Annotated in this window: 15 protein-coding genes; 10 read left to right on the top strand and 5 right to left on the bottom strand. The window is 69.8% G+C overall.

The window, feature by feature from the left end:
• Nucleotides 1-95: 95 nt before the first annotated feature.
• From DEU38_RS21600 to DEU38_RS21585, 4 genes are all read right to left on the bottom strand, one after another.
• Complete coding sequence (locus DEU38_RS21600) at nt 96-863, bottom strand: hypothetical protein (RefSeq protein WP_258558091.1); 768 nt, start codon at nt 861-863, stop codon at nt 96-98.
• Nucleotides 864-1,206: 343 nt separating this feature from the next.
• Nucleotides 1,207-2,418: a hypothetical protein gene (locus DEU38_RS21595; RefSeq protein WP_147283561.1), complete on the bottom strand. Its 1,212-nt coding sequence runs from the start codon at nt 2,416-2,418 to the stop codon at nt 1,207-1,209.
• A 197-nt stretch (nt 2,419-2,615) separates the two neighbouring features.
• Nucleotides 2,616-3,278 carry a transcriptional repressor LexA gene (lexA, locus tag DEU38_RS21590; RefSeq protein WP_114723449.1) on the bottom strand — a complete coding sequence of 221 codons (663 nt, stop codon included), beginning with the start codon at nt 3,276-3,278 and terminating at the stop codon, nt 2,616-2,618.
• Between the two features lie 92 nt (nt 3,279-3,370).
• Nucleotides 3,371-3,862 carry an inorganic diphosphatase gene (locus DEU38_RS21585; protein WP_114723448.1) on the bottom strand — a complete coding sequence of 164 codons (492 nt, stop codon included), beginning with the start codon at nt 3,860-3,862 and terminating at the stop codon, nt 3,371-3,373.
• A 166-nt stretch (nt 3,863-4,028) separates the two neighbouring features.
• On the opposite strand from DEU38_RS21585, the gene dacB reads away from it, so the two are divergent.
• Genes dacB through hpt form a run of 4 tightly spaced genes read left to right on the top strand, consistent with a single transcriptional unit; the run spans nt 4,029 to nt 8,061 of the window.
• On the top strand, nt 4,029-5,441 hold the full coding sequence (gene dacB / locus DEU38_RS21580; protein WP_114723447.1) for a D-alanyl-D-alanine carboxypeptidase/D-alanyl-D-alanine-endopeptidase: 1,413 nt from the start codon (nt 4,029-4,031) through the stop codon (nt 5,439-5,441).
• A gap of 23 nt (nt 5,442-5,464) precedes the next feature.
• Complete coding sequence (locus DEU38_RS21575) at nt 5,465-6,517, top strand: zinc-dependent metalloprotease (RefSeq protein WP_114723479.1); 1,053 nt, start codon at nt 5,465-5,467, stop codon at nt 6,515-6,517.
• Nucleotides 6,518-6,519: 2 nt separating this feature from the next.
• Nucleotides 6,520-7,494 (top strand): tRNA lysidine(34) synthetase TilS, encoded by a 975-nt coding sequence (gene tilS, locus DEU38_RS21570; RefSeq protein WP_114723480.1) that lies wholly within the window; start codon nt 6,520-6,522, stop codon nt 7,492-7,494.
• 12 nt (nt 7,495-7,506) lie between these two features.
• Nucleotides 7,507-8,061, top strand: coding sequence for a hypoxanthine phosphoribosyltransferase (gene hpt / locus DEU38_RS21565; RefSeq protein ID WP_114723446.1), 555 nt, complete (start codon nt 7,507-7,509; stop codon nt 8,059-8,061).
• On the opposite strand, the gene DEU38_RS21560 is transcribed toward hpt, so the two are convergent.
• On the bottom strand, nt 8,022-10,370 hold the full coding sequence (locus DEU38_RS21560) for a serine/threonine-protein kinase (RefSeq protein WP_114723445.1): 2,349 nt from the start codon (nt 10,368-10,370) through the stop codon (nt 8,022-8,024). The two genes, hpt and DEU38_RS21560, sit on opposite strands and share 40 nt — an antisense overlap.
• Nucleotides 10,371-10,471: 101 nt before the next feature.
• Here DEU38_RS21560 and DEU38_RS21555 point away from each other — a divergent pair, with 101 nt between their 5' ends.
• The 6 genes from DEU38_RS21555 to folK all read left to right on the top strand — a co-directional run bounded on the left by DEU38_RS21555 (nt 10,472) and on the right by folK (nt 16,910).
• Nucleotides 10,472-11,824 carry an amidase gene (locus DEU38_RS21555; RefSeq protein WP_114723444.1) on the top strand — a complete coding sequence of 451 codons (1,353 nt, stop codon included), beginning with the start codon at nt 10,472-10,474 and terminating at the stop codon, nt 11,822-11,824.
• A 259-nt stretch (nt 11,825-12,083) separates the two neighbouring features.
• Entirely contained in the window at nt 12,084-14,429 is a 2,346-nt protein-coding gene (ftsH, locus tag DEU38_RS21550) for an ATP-dependent zinc metalloprotease FtsH (protein ID WP_114723443.1), read from the top strand.
• A gap of 85 nt (nt 14,430-14,514) precedes the next feature.
• Nucleotides 14,515-15,132, top strand: coding sequence for a GTP cyclohydrolase I FolE (gene folE / locus DEU38_RS21545; protein ID WP_114723442.1), 618 nt, complete (start codon nt 14,515-14,517; stop codon nt 15,130-15,132).
• 32 nt (nt 15,133-15,164) lie between these two features.
• Nucleotides 15,165-16,013 carry a dihydropteroate synthase gene (gene folP, locus DEU38_RS21540; RefSeq protein WP_114723441.1) on the top strand — a complete coding sequence of 283 codons (849 nt, stop codon included), beginning with the start codon at nt 15,165-15,167 and terminating at the stop codon, nt 16,011-16,013.
• On the top strand, nt 16,006-16,407 hold the full coding sequence (gene folB / locus DEU38_RS21535; RefSeq protein ID WP_258558090.1) for a dihydroneopterin aldolase: 402 nt from the start codon (nt 16,006-16,008) through the stop codon (nt 16,405-16,407). Before folP ends, folB begins: the two co-directional genes overlap by 8 nt.
• Nucleotides 16,404-16,910: a 2-amino-4-hydroxy-6-hydroxymethyldihydropteridine diphosphokinase gene (folK, locus tag DEU38_RS21530; RefSeq protein ID WP_114723439.1), complete on the top strand. Its 507-nt coding sequence runs from the start codon at nt 16,404-16,406 to the stop codon at nt 16,908-16,910. The genes folB and folK overlap by 4 nt, the downstream gene beginning before the upstream one ends.
• Nucleotides 16,911-16,914 lie beyond the last annotated feature (4 nt).

Raw genomic sequence — 16,914 nt, 5'->3', positions numbered from 1 at the left:
GACGATGTCCACAACGGGGTGTTGGCCAGGGATTCGCTGCTGATTTCGCGGAGCCCTTTGTTATCGAGTCGATACTGTGGGATGGCGAAGTCAGATCACTCATCGTCGAGGGAAGGTTCTTCCAGTTCGAGTAGTGCGGCATCGTCCGGGTGGAGGTTCTCGTTCGGTTGCACCGAGCGGGTCAGCGAATCGTCCCGCTCGACATCGTCGGGAGTCTGGACGATCTGCAATCCCCGTTCCAGGACGTTTGTTCGCTCGAGATCGTCGCCGGACGAACCCGCGAAGAAGGCAGCGGCAACCGCGTCACGGACCAGCGCCTCCGCGAGGTCCCAGTCCTGGATGTAGTCCGCGACGGGAACCGACGGGTCCCGCCGCATCGCGGCATCGCTGCTGCACTCCTGGAAGTAGACCCCGACCAGTTCCTGGGACCGGTCCCATTGCTCCTTCAGACCGGACGCGACGGCCTTGACCCGCAACTGCGAACGGAGGTCGAGGGCAGCGGCGGACCTCATCGGCGGGGAGGCCCGAACCTGGTCGACGTAGTCGTCGAACCCGATAGCCGCGACATCCCCGACCGTGTTGACGATCGCCGGCCAGTTCTGCCCCAGATGGTCGAGGAGATCGCCGTCCGTGATGGTCGTCGACTCGATGTGTCGAACGATCGTCTCAAGCGATCTGTTCGGGTCGTCGTACACACCGTCCCGCTGTGCTTGACGAAGCCATTCCATCTCCACGGCCGTTGCATCACCTGGAACCGATGCCGCGAGCTCGAACGCCTCGCTGGCGGACAATTGTGTACCGGTAGCGACCTGCGGTCCCCACGCGGCGCCGCGGACGCGCAGCAACTCTCCTGCGCGCTGCATGACGTCCGTCAATCGCTGCGCTGTGCTTCCGTGGCGACTGCACCTTCACCGTCCCTTCAACACCGTCGTGGATTGGTCTGGAGAAACTGGAAACCAATGCGAACGCTACCGGGCAGGCGGTTTCGCTGATCGGCCGATGGGAAGTTGCTTGTCGGTGACGTGTCCTTGGACTGGTACTTCCACGCTCCGATCGTCACGGCGGTGAGGACCACGACTGCCGCAACGACCACGAGAGTTGTCAGCCCCTAGAATGTCTTCGAGGTCACTCGCTGTTTGTGACACTCGTGGCCGCCCACCCCGCAGGGGTGGGCGGCCACAGAGTTGGTGGTGTGGTGGGAGCCGGTCAGGATCCGAAGATCGGGCCGAGGGAGCCGGTTGCCGAGGATTCGGAGGTGACCGACGCGAGCGCGAGGGAATGGAAGCCGCCGGCGGCGACGGCGGTGTAGGTCTGCCCGATAGGCGGCGCCGGCACGACGGACACCTCGTAGGCGTTGTTTCCCCAGCCGATCACCTGTCCGGCGGAGGTCAACGCGACGGAATGGGCGCGGCCAGCGGCGATCGCGGTGTAGGTCTGCCCGGCCGGCGGGGCCGGCACGGCGGTCTGCCTGAATTCGTTGCTTCCCCAGGCGATCACCTGTCCGGCGGAGGTCAACGCGAGGGAATGGGAGCGGCCGGCGGCGATCGCGGTGTAGGTCTGCCCGGCAGGCGGGGCCGGCACGGCGGTCTGACCCTCGTTGGTGTATCCCCAGGCGATCACCTGCCCGGCGGAGGTCAGTGCCAGCGAATGGGAGTAGCCGGCGGCGATCGCGGTGTAGGTCTGCCCGGCAGGCGGGGCCGGCACGGCGGTCTGACCCTCGTTGGTGTATCCCCAGGCGATCACCTGTCCGGCGGAGGTCAGTGCGAGGGAATGGAAGCCGCCGGCGGCGATCGCGGTGTAGGTCTGCCCGGCCGGCGGGGCCGGCACGGCGGTCTGACCCTTGTAGTCTCCCCAGGCGATCACCTGACCGGCGGAGGTCAACGCGAGGGAATGGGAGCCGCCGGCGGCGACGGCGGTGTAGGTCTGCCCGGCCGGCGGGGCCGGCACGGCGTTCTGACCGTTGTCGCCCTCGGGGGCCACCTGCCCGTTGTCGTTGTTTCCCCAGGCGGCCACCTGCCCGGCGGAGGTCAACGCGAGGGAATGGTAGAGGCCGGCGGCGATCGCGGTGTAGGTCTGCCCGGTAGGCGGCGTCGGCACGGCGGTCTGCCCGTCGTAGTTGTATCCCCAGGCGATCGCCTGGCCGCTGGGCGGGACCGGGACCCCGACCGGGACCCCGACCGGGGCCGCGGCCGCGGGAGCGGCCAGCGCCACGGCGATACCGGTCGCGGCGAGAGCCGTCAGGACCGTACGCCGGAATCGGGGCGCGCGGCGGCCGGTCGAGTGTCGGGGCGGAGCGTCCCCACCGTGTGGTGAGGCCGGGGCGGCGAGCAGCATCGAGATCGGTTCCTTCGTATGAGAGTGGTGAACGGTGACCACCAGCAGGCGGACGTAGCGGCGGCACCACTCGGAAGCACGCAAAACCGGATAGTCGGCCCACTGCAAATTCGCACCATAACAGGGCAAATCGGAGGGCATAAGTGGCAATCAGGAGAGATAGCCGAAAGTGGCCAAATACCGAGGGCGCATCCGGGAGTCGGCCGCAACTCGCGGTCGAGATTTGCGAGCGCAGCGCGCGAAGTCGAGGCGAAGGACGTTCGTTCGCGTGCGTAGCGGGATCAGATCCGCCGCATTACCGACACCACCTTGCCGAGGATGACGGCCTCGTCGCCGTCGATGACCTCGTAGGCGGGGTTGCGGGGCTCTAGGTACACGTGGCCGTTCCGACGGCGCAGCACTTTCACTGTGGCCTCGCCGTCGATCATCGCGGCGACGATCTCGCCGGAATGGGCCTCGTCCTGGCGGCGCACCACGACGGTGTCGCCGTCGCAGATCGCGGCGTCGACCATGGACTCGCCGCGCACCCGCAGCGCGAACACGGTGCCGGAGCCGACGAGCTCACGCGGCAGGGCCAGCACCTCGTCGGCGTGCTCCTCCGCGAGAATCGGTGCGCCGGCCGCGATGTCACCGACGACGGGAACCGCCACCGTGTTCTCCGTCGCCCGTCCCGGCGCGGAACCGGCGAGGAAGGGGCGCACGTCCAGCTGGCGGGTCATCGCCCCGCCGCGGCGCAGGAAACCGCTGTCCTCGAGGATCCGCAGATGCTTGGACACCGTCGACGTCGAACGTAGTCCCACCGCGTCCGCGATCTCACGGGTACTCGGCGGGCACCCGTACGCGTCGACCCAGTCCCGGATCGTCAGCAGGATCCGTTGCCGGCGGGGCGGCAGGGTGGAGGCGTCGAGGCCACCGAACATGTCGAGATCGTCGTAACCGGTCACCCGGCGAATGGTAGTGGGGGCCGGGGACACCCCCGGAAACAGCGAAGGTGTGGGACCACGAACGTGATCCCACACCTTCACCGGTGGTTACTTCAGTGTCCGCCGTTCGCCTTCAGACGCTCGACGGCCTCCGCGATGACCTTCTCCGCCTCGGCGCGACCGACCCAGTCGGCGCCCGTGACGTGCTTGTTCGGCTCGAGATCCTTGTAGTGCACGAAGAAGTGCTTGATCGCGTCCAGTTCGAACTGCGCGACGTCGGCCAGGTCCTGGATGTGATCCCAGCGCGGGTCACCCGCGGGGACACACAGCACCTTGTCGTCGCCGCCGGCCTCGTCGACCATCTTGAACATGCCGACCGGGCGAGCCTCGACGATGACGCCGGGGAACACGGACTCGGGCAGCAGCACCATCGCGTCCAGCGGATCGCCGTCCTCGCCGAGGGTGTTCTCGATGTAGCCGTAGTCGGCGGGGTAGCCGAAGGAGGTGTAGAGGTAGCGGTCCAGCTTCACGCGGCCGGTCTCGTGATCGACCTCGTACTTGTTGCGCTGGCCCTTGGGGATTTCGATGGTGACGTCGAACTCCACGTCTTGTCCTCACTGTCCTGTCTGCGGCTGCCGCCTCGGTAGACGGTTCGGGAAAAGGGTAGCGGGTCGGCGATACTGTGTTGTGCAGGTGCCGGGCACTTGGTCGGCCCCTCGCGCGAAACGGTCTGAGTAGTCCGAGAAGTCGGTGGAGCGAGAACCCGGAGGGATGTTGGCGGGCGAGGGAAAGAAGAAGATCGGCACCCTGGCGGGGCGTCGACGCCGAAATATCCGGATCCTGATGGCGTTGGCGGCTGTGCTCGTCCTCGCCGCCGCCGGCACCACGATCGTGGTGATGCAGCGCGGGACCGCCACCGCCGCCGAGGACGTGGTCGCCGCGCCCCCGGAGCCGTCGCCCATCAGCGCGACACCGCAGGTGGCGCCGCTGTCCGACGACGCCCCGATGCCGACGCCGCAGGCACTGGCGGCGGCCCTCGCGCCGGTCGTGGCCAACCCCGCGCTCGGCGCGTTCACCGGTTCCGTCGCCGACGCCCTCACCGGCAACGTGCTGTGGAGCCAGAACCCGGACACCCCGATGACGCCGGCATCGACCACCAAGATCCTCACCGCGGCCGCCGCGATGCTCGCGCTGCCCGCCGACCACCGGGTCGCGACGCAGGTGGTGCAGGGCTCGCGGCCCGGTGAGATCGTCCTCGTCGGCGACGGCGACCCGACGCTCACCGCGCAGCCGGCAGGGCAGCCGGGCTACTACCCGGGGGCACCGCGCATCGCGGACCTCGTCGAGCAGATCCAGCGCGCGGGCGCGCCGGTGGACAGCATCGTCGTCGACACCAGCGCGTACACCGGCCCGACGATGGCACAGGGCTGGATGCCCGACGACGTCGCCGCCGGCTACATCGCGCCCACCGAACCGCTCATGATCGACGGTGGCCGGATCTCGCCGCTCGCCGACGAGTCGCCGCGCAGCGCCACCCCCGCGCTCGACGCCGGCCGCGTCCTGGCGCAGGCCCTCGGCATCGACCCCGCCCGTGTCACCCTCGGCAAGGCCGAATCCGGTGCCGCCCCCGTCGCGAGCGTGCTGTCGGCGCCGCTGCGCGACCGGCTCGGTCAGATGATGCGCAAGTCGGACAACGTGCTCGCCGAGGCCATCGCCCGCGAGGTCGCGGGCGCGAAGAACGCCGAACGATCGTTCGCGGGTGCCACCGCGTCCATCTCGCAGACGCTGTACGACGCCGGTTTCGGGATGGACGGGCTCACCCTGCACGACGGCAGCGGCCTATCCGTCGACAACCGCATTCCCGCCCGGCTCCTCAACGAGACGCTCACGGCCGCGGCCGGCGACACCAAGCCGCAGTTGCGGCCCATGCTCGACGACCTGCCCGTCGCCGGCGCCACCGGCACGCTCTCGGACCGGTACGCCTCGGGGGACCGGACCGGCGCGGGTTGGGTGCGGGCCAAGACGGGAACTCTCTCGGTCGCCAGCGTGTTGACCGGATATGTCGTCGACGTCGACGGCCGGGTCCTCACCTTCGCGCTGATGTCCAACAACAGTCCACCGGAGGCGAGCCGTCCCGCGCTGGACGCGGTCGCCGGGGCGCTGCGGCTGTGCGGATGCCGGTGAGTTGAGGGGAAGTGAGCGGTGAGGTGACGGAGCCGGAGAGCGGATTCGGGAATGCGGTGGACTGGAGTCTGGCCGCCCGGACGGGTGCGCGGCTGGCTCCGGCCGGGCCGTCGACGTCCCGGTACACCGCGCAGGCGGTGGTGGCGGAACTCAAGTCCGCGTCGATCCGGGCGGAGGGCCCGGTCCGGGAGGTCACCGGTCTCGCGGACGGGCTGCCGATCCCGACCGCGCAGGTCGTGGACCGGGCCGGCTGGATCCGTGCCGCCGCGCACTCGATGGCGCAGCTGACCGGGACCGACATCGATGCCGCGCAGCGCACGCTGATCGCCGGCAAGCCCGGTGGTGTGCAGGCCGGAGCGATGCTGGCCTACCTGTCGTCCGCGATTCTCGGCCAGTACGACCCGTTCACCGGCGAACACGGCACCCTGCTGCTGGTGGCGCCCAACGTGCTGCAGGTCGAGCGCACCCTGAAGGTGCCGCCCAGCGACTTTCGGCTGTGGGTGTGCCTGCACGAGGTGACCCACCGGGTGCAGTTCTCGTCGGCGTCGTGGATGGGCGAGTACATGCGCCAGTCCGTCGCCACCCTCGGCGAGTCGACCGACGAGCCGATGGGCGAGTTCGTCGCCCGGCTGTCCGGGGCACTGCGCGACCGCCGCCGCGGCGAGGACCTGCCCGCCGACCAGCGCGGAGTCATCGGGCTCCTGCGGGCCACCCAGGCCGAACCGCAGCGCCGAGCGCTGGACCGGATGCTGATGCTCGGCACCGTCCTCGAAGGGCACGCCGACCACGTGATGGACGCCGTCGGGCCCGAGGTCGTGCCGTCGGTGGTGCGGATCCGCAATGCGTTCGACGCGCGCCGCCGCCGCAAGAGCAACCCGGTGCAGCGACTGGTGCGGGCACTGCTCGGCATGGACGCCAAGATGGCGCAGTACGTGCGCGGCAAGAGCTTCGTCGACGCCGTCGTCGCGCGCGTGGGTATGGAGCAGTTCAACGCCGTCTGGTCCGGGGCCGAGGCCATGCCGACCGTCGACGAGATCGACAACCCCGACGCCTGGATCACCCGGGTGCTGGGGTGACGGTGCCCGCCGTCCTGCCCGAGGCCCCCGCGATCCTCGAGATCCGGCACGCGGTGCGTGCGTGGCTGGCGCGGCACGAACCGGCCGGTGGTGTGGTCGTCGCGCTCTCGGGCGGGGCGGACTCGCTCGCGCTGACCGCGGCCGCCGTCGCCGAGGCACCCGCGGTGCGGGCACTGGTCGTCGACCACCGCCTGCAGGACGGGTCCGGTGACGTCGCCGCCGTCGCGGCCTCCCGGGCGCTCGCACTGGGCTGCGCCGGCGCCGACGTCGTGGCGGTGGACGTGACGGGCCCGGGAGGACTCGAGGCCGCCGCCCGCGCCGCCCGGTACGCCGCTCTCGATGCGGGCCGGAGCGGTCGGCCCGTCCTGCTCGGGCACACCCTCGACGACCAGGCCGAGACGGTGCTGCTCGGTCTGGCCCGGGGTTCCGGGGGACGTTCGATCCGTGGCATGGCCGAGTACGACGCGCCGTGGGGGCGTCCGTTGCTCGGGGTGCGCCGCGCGACGACACGGACCGCGTGCGCCGAACTGGGGCTCGAACCGCACGAGGACCCACACAACTCCGATCCCGGGTTCACCCGGGTGCGGCTGCGCACCGAGGTGCTGCCGCTGCTCGAGGACGTCCTCGGGGGCGGTGTCGCCCCGGCCCTGGCCCGCACCGCCGAGCAGCTCCGCGAGGACGGCGAGGTGCTCGACACACTTTCTCGACAGGCCCTGGCGGCGGCCCGCGACGGCGACGACCTCGTCGTCGAGCGGCTGATCTATGTCCCGGTCGCGGTGCGGCGCCGTGTCCTGCGGTTGTGGCTCCACGACTGCGGTGCGAAGGCGTTGACCGACCGGCAGTTACGTGCCGTGGACGAACTGGTCGGGCGGTGGCGGGGGCAGGGTGGTGTCGCAGTCGGGGGCGGAAGACCGGGAGTCAGGTTGGTTGCATCCCGGCGGCGTGGCAGGCTGTCGGCGGGGTTCGTGAACGACTGAAGGGAATGCTCCGTGTACGAGGGCGACATCGCATCGGTACTCATCTCCGAGGAGCAGATCAAGGAGCGCACGGCCGAACTGGCCGAGGCCATCGCCGAGCGCTATCCGGTGGGCGCGCCGGAAGGTGACCTGCTGCTGGTGGGTGTCCTCAAGGGCGCCATCTTCTTCATGACCGACTTCGCGCGGGCACTGTCGATCCCCACCCAGATGGAGTTCATGGCCGTCAGTTCGTACGGCTCGTCGACGTCGTCGTCCGGTGTCGTGCGGATCCTCAAGGACCTCGACAAGGACATCGCCGGTCGCCACGTGCTGATCGTCGAGGACATCATCGACTCCGGTCTGACGCTGTCGTGGCTGATGCGCAACCTCAAGACCCGCAACCCGGCGTCGCTCGAGGTCGTGACGCTGCTGCGCAAGCCCGAGGCGTGCAAGGTCGACATCGAGGTCGCGCACGTCGGCTTCGACATCCCCAACGAGTTCGTCGTCGGCTACGGCCTGGACTACGCCGAGCGCTACCGCGACCTGCCCTACATCGGCACCCTCGACCCCAAGGTGTACGGCGGATAGTTCCCCTGCGACACCACGCGCTCGAGGGCGCGTAGGTCCTCTTCGAGCAGGCGGAACAGCCAGTACACCAGCACGAAGGCGACCACACCGCCGACGCACAGCACCCGCACCGCGTAGATGACGACGGAGATTTCGTCGGGGGACAGGAACGTCACCCCGGCGACTCCGACCAACGGCACCGATGCGGCCACCGCCAGATACAGGGTGCTGCGGCGGTCCAGTCCGCGTAGCCGGCGCTCGTCGCTGCTGCTGGTGATGCCGTGCGGCAGCAGCGACGGATACAGGCAGCGGACGGCGTAGAAGCTGACGACGAAGAACGGGTACGCGACGGCGACCGCGCCGCACACGATCTGCGATCCCAGGAAGTGCACGTACGCGCCATGCGGGATGCTGCCCGCCGCGAACTGCAGCGAGACGGGGAAGACGATCCCCGCGACCAGCCACAGCGTGAACACCACGGCCACGATCCGGTCGCCCATCAGCAGCGTGTCGGCGCGGGCCCGCGCGAGGGTCGCGGCGTCGTAGGACTTGCCCTTGCGCAGGCCACGGGGCACCGAGATGACGTGCCGGCAGAAGTACACGATCAGCAGGAACCCGAGAGGGAACAGGGTGCTGTTGATCACCTGCGAGATCTCGACGAACCGCTGCTGCGCCTCCGGGGAGAGTTCCTCGATGATCAGCGTCTGGTTGTGGTGGTAGTTGTACATCGCGGCCAGCGCGTTCGGCACGCCCACCCCGACCGCGACGATGGGGATCATCCACGGCCGCAGCCGGGCCCGCCAGCTGTTCGGCGGCGGATCGACGAGGTCGCGGGCGCGCGCGTCCAGGCACAGGTCGAACTGCTGCGCCAGTTCGGCGCCGGTCGCCCAGCGCCCCTCGGGATCGGGGGCCAGGCACGTCAGCAGTACGCGTCGCAGCGCGGCGGGACAGTCGTCGGGCAGATCGGACTGGAACTGCGGGTCGATGTCGCGTCGGCGCAGCGCGAGCATCCGCTCGAGGGACGTCGCCGACTCGCCGGCGCCCTGCTCGTCCGCGAAGGGCCGGCGACCTGTGAGCAGCTCCCACAGCATCACACCGAGCGCGTAGACATCGCTGCGGACGTCGAGGTCGGCCGCCGATCCGGCCATGTCGGGATGGCAGGCCTCCAACTGCTCCGGCGACATGTAGGCCAGCGAGCCGCCGAAGTACGCGACCGGGCTGGTGCCGGCGACGCAGTCGCTGAAGCTGATGTTGAAGTCCGCGAGCTTCGGGACGCCCTCCGACGTCAGGAGCACGTTCGCGGGCTTGATGTCCCGGTGCAGGACGCCGCGGCTGTCGGCGTAGTCGAGGGCGTCGGCGAGCCGTCGGCCCAGCCATGCCACCGTCTCGGGCCACGTCAGCCCGGCGATCTCGTCCCGCACGCTCGAGTCGCTGGGACGGATCTCGCCCTTGCGTTCGAGGGTCTCGTCGATCGCGTCGAGCAGCAGCCGGCCGGTGCGCGGGTGCTCGGGATCGTCCGGCTCCTCGCGCACGCGGCGCAGCACACCGAGCAGCGTGCCGCCCGGCACGTACTGCATGTACAGCAGCTTCAGCTCGCGGTCCGTGAGGAGCCGCTGGTCGAACACCCGCACGATGTAGTCGTGGTCCAGCTGGGCGAGGGTCTGCGGCTCGGTGCCGTGGTCGTGCGAGATCTTCACCGCGACCAGTCGTTGCATCGACCGCTGCCGCGCCAGGAACACGCGTGCGAACGACCCGCGGCCGAGCCCGGTCAGCAGATCGAAGTCGTCGATGCAGTCGCCGACGTCCACCTGGTCGAGGGCGTGCTGCGCGCCGGGCTGTGCGATCAGCGTGCTGCGGTAGTCGCCCGCGCCGTTGCCGACCCGGGCCAGCTGCTCGGCGAGTGCGGGGAACTCGCGCGCGTACGCCTCCGCGTCGGCGACCCGGCCGCAGCGTCGGCGCAGGTGGAAGTCCTCGTAGATCAGGTCGAGGGGCAGCGGCTTCGCGTGCAGGTCCGGGAACTCGGAGTGATAGTCCGTCAGCGGCTTCGGCCGGTCGGTCCGCAACAGCCGGTAGTCGAGATCGACCTTGATCAACTCCACCAGCGCGGCGCGGCGCAACGCGTCGCCCACGGCCAGCCCGCCGGGCAGGAACGTCTCGATGTCGGGCGGCTCGCCGGTGGTCTCCCACTCGGCCGCGAACCGGGCCACCACGTCCGCCAGGAACGTGACGGTCTGCGCGCCGAGATCCGGCGGCGCCCCGGCGGCGGCCGTGGGAGCCGTCGTCGCAGCGAGGTCCGCCGAACCAGCGCTTGCCGAACCTGGGCCATCCATCACTCGTCACCGTTCGGGAGAGGGCAGCGGCCGGAAGGGTGGGGTGAACTCACCCCTCGGGGTACTCGAAATGATATCGCCGTCGGCGGCATACTCGGCAGGTGCAGGATCACCTGGTCGAGGAGTTCACCGCAGTTTCCATCGCTGCCCGCGTGCGTTCCGGTGCGCTGTCGCCGGTAGATGTCGTCGCGGACGCGCTCCGCCGCATCGAGCAACGCAACCCGCGGATCAACGCGTTCGTGCGCGTGCTGGGGGAGCGGGCTCGCGCCGAGGCTCAGGCCCTGGCCTCGCACCCCGACCTGTCGAGCCTGCCGCTGGCCGGGGTGCCGGTCGCGATCAAGGACAACGTCGAGGTCGAAGGCGAGCCGATGCGTGACGGGTCGGCGGCGACCGATCCGGGCCCGTCCACCCACGACCACCCCACGGTGGCCAGGCTGCGCGCGGCCGGGGCGATCCCGGTGGGGCTGACGGCGGTGCCCGAGCTGTGCGTCTGGGGTGCCGTCGACTCACCCGGCGTGATCACGCGCAATCCCTGGAATCCGGACCGGGTCCCCGGCGGCTCGTCCGGTGGTTCCGCCGCCGCCGTCGCCGACGGCATGGTGCCGATCGCGCTGGCGGCCGACGGCATGGGCTCGATCCGGATCCCGTCGGCCGCGTGCGGAGTGTTCGGCATCAAGCCGGGCCGTGGTCTGGTGCCGGCCGAGCTGGGCGCGCACTCGTGGTTCGGGATGTCGGAGAACGGGCCGATCGCGACCACCGTGGAGGATGCGGCGCTGATGCTGTCGGTGCTGGCCGACGATCCGTCGCTGGCTGAGATCCCGGAGTCGCGACCCCTGCGCGTCGGTGTCGCGGTCAACCCGGCGTCGCCGATCCTGCGCGTCGACGCGGACTGGGCGCGCGGTGTCGAGCAGACCCGGCTTGTCCTCGCGGAGGCCGGACACCGGACCAGCGAGACGAGGGTGCCGTACCCGCCGAACATGTCGGCGGCGTTCCTGCGCTGGTTCGCCGGCACCGCCGACGACGCCGCCGACCTCGATCCCGCGTTGCTGCAGCCGCGGACCTGGTGGCACGCCGCGATCGGGCGGGCCGTCAACCGGGCGGGGCTGGTGCGGTCGTCGCAGGTGGACCGTCTCGATGCGCGAATGCGGTCCTTCTTCATCGCGTACGACGTGGTGTTGACGCCGTCGCTGGCCCAACCGCCGATCGAGGCGCTCCCGTGGAGCGAGAAGTCGTGGGCGGCCAACCTTGTCGCAAATGTACGATATGCCCCGTTCAGCGCGATGTGGAACGTGCTCGGCTGGCCGGCTGCCAGCGTGCCGGTCGGTATGCACCCCACGTCGGGTACGCCGATCGCGGTCCAGATCGTCGCACCGCCGGGCGGGGAATCGACGGTGCTCGCGGTCGCGGCCGAACTCGAGCGGCGACAGGCCTGGCCTCGCCACGCACCCGTGTGACTTGCGGCACGTATCGTCCTGTGTCGAGTGAGTTCGGCGGCCAGCGGGAACCGGCGGGGGGCCGGCGTGCGTTGAACGGATTGACTCCACTTCTCGGAGTGGATGGCTGCTACCAGGCGTCGAGCATCATCGTTCGCGGTAATCTGAGGTGTCCGAGCAGCCCGAACGCCGACTGTCCGGGGATCCGGACGGTCGACCCCGTACCTGCACGAGCGTAGCCCGCACTATCGAAAGGACCGGCCGCCGTGGCCGAACCTGTATGAACCGCAAGACTGTGTTCCGCAACCTGGCGATAGTCGCTGGAATCCTGTTGGTGATCTACGCCTTCAGTTACTTCGGTAACGACACGCGCGGGTTCAAGTCGGTCGACACCTCGGTGGCGATCTCGCAGCTCGACTCCAAGAACGTCGAGAAGGCGCAGATCGACGACCGCGAGCAGCAGGTGCGCCTGTGGCTCAAGGACGGCAACGAGGCGACCCAGGATTCGAAGCAGATCATCGCCAAGTACCCGAACGCGGCGTCCGAGCAGATCTTCGACAAGGTCTCCGGATCCGGGGCGCAGGAGTTCAACACCAGCGTCACGCAGGAGAGTTGGCTGACGTCGCTCCTGCTGTTCGTGCTGCCGATGATCATCCTGCTGGGCATCTTCTTCTTCGTCATGAACCGCATGCAGGGCGGCGGGCGCGGCGGAATGATGGGCTTCGGCAAGTCCAAGGCCAAGCAGCTGTCGAAGGACATGCCCAAGACCACCTTCGCGGACGTCGCGGGCGCCGACGAGGCGGTCGAGGAGCTCTACGAGATCAAGGACTTTCTCCAGAATCCGGCTCGCTACCAGGCGTTGGGCGCGAAGATCCCGAAGGGCGTGCTGCTCTACGGTCCTCCTGGTACCGGCAAGACGCTGCTGGCGCGCGCCGTCGCCGGTGAGGCCGGCGTGCCGTTCTTCACGATCTCCGGTTCGGACTTCGTCGAAATGTTCGTCGGTGTCGGCGCCTCGCGTGTCCGCGACCTGTTCGAGCAGGCCAAGCAGAACAGCCCGTGCATCATCTTCGTCGACGAGATCGACGCGGTCGGCCGCCAGCGTGGCGCCGGCCTCGGCGGTGGCCACGACGAGCGCGAGCAGACCCTCAACCAGTTGCTGGTCGAGATGGACGGCTTCGGCGACCGCACCGGCATCATCCTGATCGCCGCGACCAACCGCCCCGACATCCTCGATCCCGCACTGCTGCGTCCCGGACGTTTCGACCGGCAGATCCCGGTCGGCGCGCCCGACCTGGCCGGCCGCCGCGCGATCCTCAAGGTCCACTCGCAGGGCAAGCCGATCGCGCAGGACGCCGACCTCGAGGGTCTGGCCAAGCGCACCGTCGGCATGTCCGGTGCGGACCTGGCGAACGTCATCAACGAGGCCGCGCTGCTCACCGCGCGCGAGAACGGCACCGTGATCACCGAGGCGGCGCTCGAGGAGTCCGTCGACCGCGTGATCGGTGGTCCGCGCCGCAAGAGCCGGATCATCTCCGAGCACGAGAAGAAGATCACCGCGTACCACGAGGGCGGTCACACGCTCGCGGCGTGGGCGATGCCGGACATCGAGCCGATCTACAAGGTCACGATCCTGGCCCGCGGCCGCACGGGCGGTCACGCGATGACCGTGCCCGAGGACGACAAGGGCCTGATGACGCGGTCCGAGATGATTGCTCGACTGGTGATGGCGATGGGCGGTCGTGCCGCCGAGGAGCTCGTGTTCCACGAGCCCACGACGGGCGCGTCCTCCGACATCGACCAGGCCACCAAGATTGCGCGCGCGATGGTCACCGAATACGGCATGAGCGCCAAGCTCGGTGCGGTCCGCTACGGCCAGGAACAGGGCGATCCGTTCCTGGGTCGGTCGATGGGCATGAACTCCGACTACTCGCACGAGGTCGCCCGCGAGATCGACGAGGAGGTGCGCAACCTGATCGAGGCCGCGCACACCGAGGCGTGGTCCATCCTCAACGAGTACCGCGACGTCCTCGACATCCTGGCGCGCGAGCTGCTCGAGCGGGAGACGCTCACCCGGAAGGATCTCGAGCAGATCTTCACGAGCGTCGAGAAGCGTCCGCGGATCACCGCGTTCAACGTCTTCGGTGAGCGCACGCCGTCGGACAAGCCGCCGATCAAGACGCCGCGCGAACTCGCGGTGGAGCGCGGCGAGACGTGGCCGCCGACCGTCGAGCCCGAGCCGACGCCGGAGGTGCCGCAGCCGACCTTCGTCAAGCGCGATACGGTGCCGACCCCGCCCGCCAACGGGCACGCGGCACCCGATCCGTCGCGGCACCAGCAGCAGGCGCACCCGCAGCAGCCGGCCGCGCCGGTGCAGGGCACGCGACCGGACTACGGCGCCCCCGCGGGCTGGTCGGCCCCGGGCTGGCCCCCGCAGGAACCGGACGGCCGGGGTCGCCCGCAGAACCCGAGCGGCTGGCAGCCGTATCCGCAGTGGGAGCCGCCGCAGCAGCAGCGGCCCACCGATCCCGAGGGACGTCCGGTCCACCGACCTGGCGATCAGGGGACCGGACGGTCTGATGACGATGCGCGGACGCAGGCATGGGAGGGGCCGAGCGGCCCGCAGTAGTCGGCTCGGAACTAGGCTTAGCCCTGGCTCACCCCGTTTCGGTGTGGGTCAGGGCATTCAGCCCCGATACTGGAGGTGCGGTCGGTTGTCGGTGAATCAGCTGGGGAGTGAGCCGGTCGCGCTCATGACGGGAAGGCCTTTCGATCAGGCACGGGCCGAGGCCGCGGTTCGCGAACTCCTGATTGCGGTCGGTGAGGATCCCGACCGCCCGGGTCTGCTCGATACTCCGGCGCGCGTTGCGCGCGCATACCGTGAGGTGTTCGCGGGTCTCTACACCGACCCGGACGACGTACTGAACACGACGTTCGACGAGGGCCACCAGGAACTGGTGCTGGTCCGCGACATCCCCATGTACTCGACCTGCGAGCACCACCTGGTCTCGTTCCACGGCGTCGCGCACGTGGGCTACATCCCCGGCCCGACCGGTCGGGTGACGGGCCTGTCGAAGCTGGCACGTCTGGTCGATCTCTACGCGAAGCGCCCGCAGGTGCAGGAGCGGCTCACGAGCCAGATCGCCGACGCGATGATGCGCAAGCTCGATCCCCGCGGCGTGATCGTCGTGGTCGAGGCCGAGCACCTGTGCATGGCGATGCGCGGCATCCGCAAGCCCGGTGCCAGCACTACGACGTCGGCGGTGCGGGGGCTGTTCCAGTCGAACTCCGCCTCCCGTGCCGAGGCTCTGGATCTGATCCTCCGCAAGTGATCGCCTTACCGAACCCGGGCCGCCCCGTCGTGATGGGCGTCCTCAACGTGACCGCCGATTCGTTTTCCGACGGGGGCCGATTCCTCGACCGGGACGCCGCCGTCGCACACGGAGTGCACCTGCACGATCTCGGCGTCGACATCGTCGACGTGGGGGGTGAGTCCACCCGGCCCGGGGCCGCCCGCGTCGACCCGGAGGTCGAGGCGGCCCGGGTGGCGCCGGTGATCGCCGCGCTCGTCGCGGAGGGTGTCACCGTCAGCGTCGACACGATGCGGGCATCGGTGGCGCAGGCCGCGATCGAGGCCGGTGTCACCATCGTCAACGACGTGTCGGGTGGACGCGCTGACGCGGACATGGCCAGGGTCGTCGCCGACGCCGGTGTGCCCTGGATCCTCATGCATTGGCGGCCCACCGGCGGGTTCGTCCACGCCGGCGGGTCGACCCACTACGACGACGTGGTCCGCGACGTCCGGGACGAGCTGATGGTCCAGGTGGACGCGGCCGTCGCGGCCGGGGTGGACCCGAAGGCGATCGCCCTCGATCCGGGCCTCGGTTTCGTCAAGGATCCGCACCACAACTGGCAGCTGCTCAATCGGCTCCCGGAACTGGTCGATCTGGGTTTCCCGGTCCTGATCGGCGCGTCCCGTAAGCGTTTCCTCGGCTCGCTGCTCGCGGACGCCGACGGCACCGTGCGCCCACCGGCCGGCCGCGAGGTCGCGACGGCGGTCGTGTCCGCGCTCGCGGTGACCCACGGTGCGTGGGGCGTGCGGGTGCACGACGCGCAGGCCTCGCTCGACGCGATCGCGGTCGCGGGGGCGTGGGCGCGGGGTTCCCAGAGCCCGAGTCCCAGCGGTGATGTGCCAGGAGGCGGCGGTGAGTGATGGCAGTGATGTCTCGGGCGATCGCATCGAGTTGCGGGGGCTGAAGGTCCGCGGCAACCACGGTGTGTTCGATCACGAGAAGCGGGACGGTCAGGACTTCTTCGTCGACGTGACGCTGTGGATGGATCTGGCGCCGGCTGCCGCGTCGGACGATCTGAAGGACACCTTCGACTACGGCGACCTCGCTCAGCGTGCGGCGACGATCGTCGGGGGACCTGCGCGGGACCTGATCGAGACGGTGGCCGCGGAGATCGCGGACGACGTGATGCGCGACGCCCGCGTCCGGCGCGTCGAGGTGGTGCTGCACAAGCCGTCCGCGCCGATCCCGTTGACATTCGCCGATGTCGCGGTGGTCGCGAGTCGATCGCGCGCGGCCGCCGAGGGCTCCCGGTGAGTCGGGCGGTCCTGTCGATCGGCTCCAACATCGGGGACAGCCTCGCGCATCTGCAGGGTGTCGTCGACGGGCTCCGCGAGTGGATCGTGGTGGTCTCGCCGGTCTACGCGACCGCTCCGTGGGGCGGTGTCGAGCAGCAGGACTTTCTGAACGCGACGGTGATCGTCGATGATCCCGGCACCGACTGCCGGGGCTGGCTTCGACGCGGACAGCAACTCGAGGCCGCGGCCGATCGGATTCGTGAGCAGCGGTGGGGACCGCGCACGTTGGACGTCGACGTCGTCACGTGTGACGGGGTGCGCAGCGACGATCCGGAGCTGACTCTTCCGCATCCCCGCGCGCACGAACGCGCCTTCGTATTGGTGCCCTGGCTGGATGTGGACCCGGATGCGACGCTCGATGTGGGCGGGATCACCGTCCGCGTCGATGAGCTGGTCACGGGCCTCGACGCGGCCGAAAGAGCCGGAGTTCGCCGGACGGCGCTGCAACTGGAACTACGGTAGCCGT

The organism is Rhodococcus sp. AG1013 (genome assembly GCF_003350365.1).
In the GTDB taxonomy this organism is placed as follows: Bacteria; Actinomycetota; Actinomycetes; order Mycobacteriales; family Mycobacteriaceae; genus Prescottella.
The sequence above is the reverse complement of the archived record's forward strand: the minus strand, read 5'-3'. Positions and strand labels throughout refer to the sequence as shown.

Excerpts from the sequence above, each read along its gene's own strand:
- DEU38_RS21600 (WP_258558091.1), bottom strand. The coding sequence starts at position 863 with ATGCAGCGCGCAGGAGAGTTGCTGCGCGTCCGCGGCGCCGCGTGGGGA.
- dacB (WP_114723447.1), top strand. The coding sequence starts at position 4,029 with ATGTTGGCGGGCGAGGGAAAGAAGAAGATCGGCACCCTGGCGGGGCGT.
- DEU38_RS21560 (WP_114723445.1), bottom strand. The coding sequence starts at position 10,370 with ATGGATGGCCCAGGTTCGGCAAGCGCTGGTTCGGCGGACCTCGCTGCG.
- ftsH (WP_114723443.1), top strand. The coding sequence starts at position 12,084 with ATGAACCGCAAGACTGTGTTCCGCAACCTGGCGATAGTCGCTGGAATC.
- folP (WP_114723441.1), top strand. The coding sequence starts at position 15,165 with ATGGGCGTCCTCAACGTGACCGCCGATTCGTTTTCCGACGGGGGCCGA.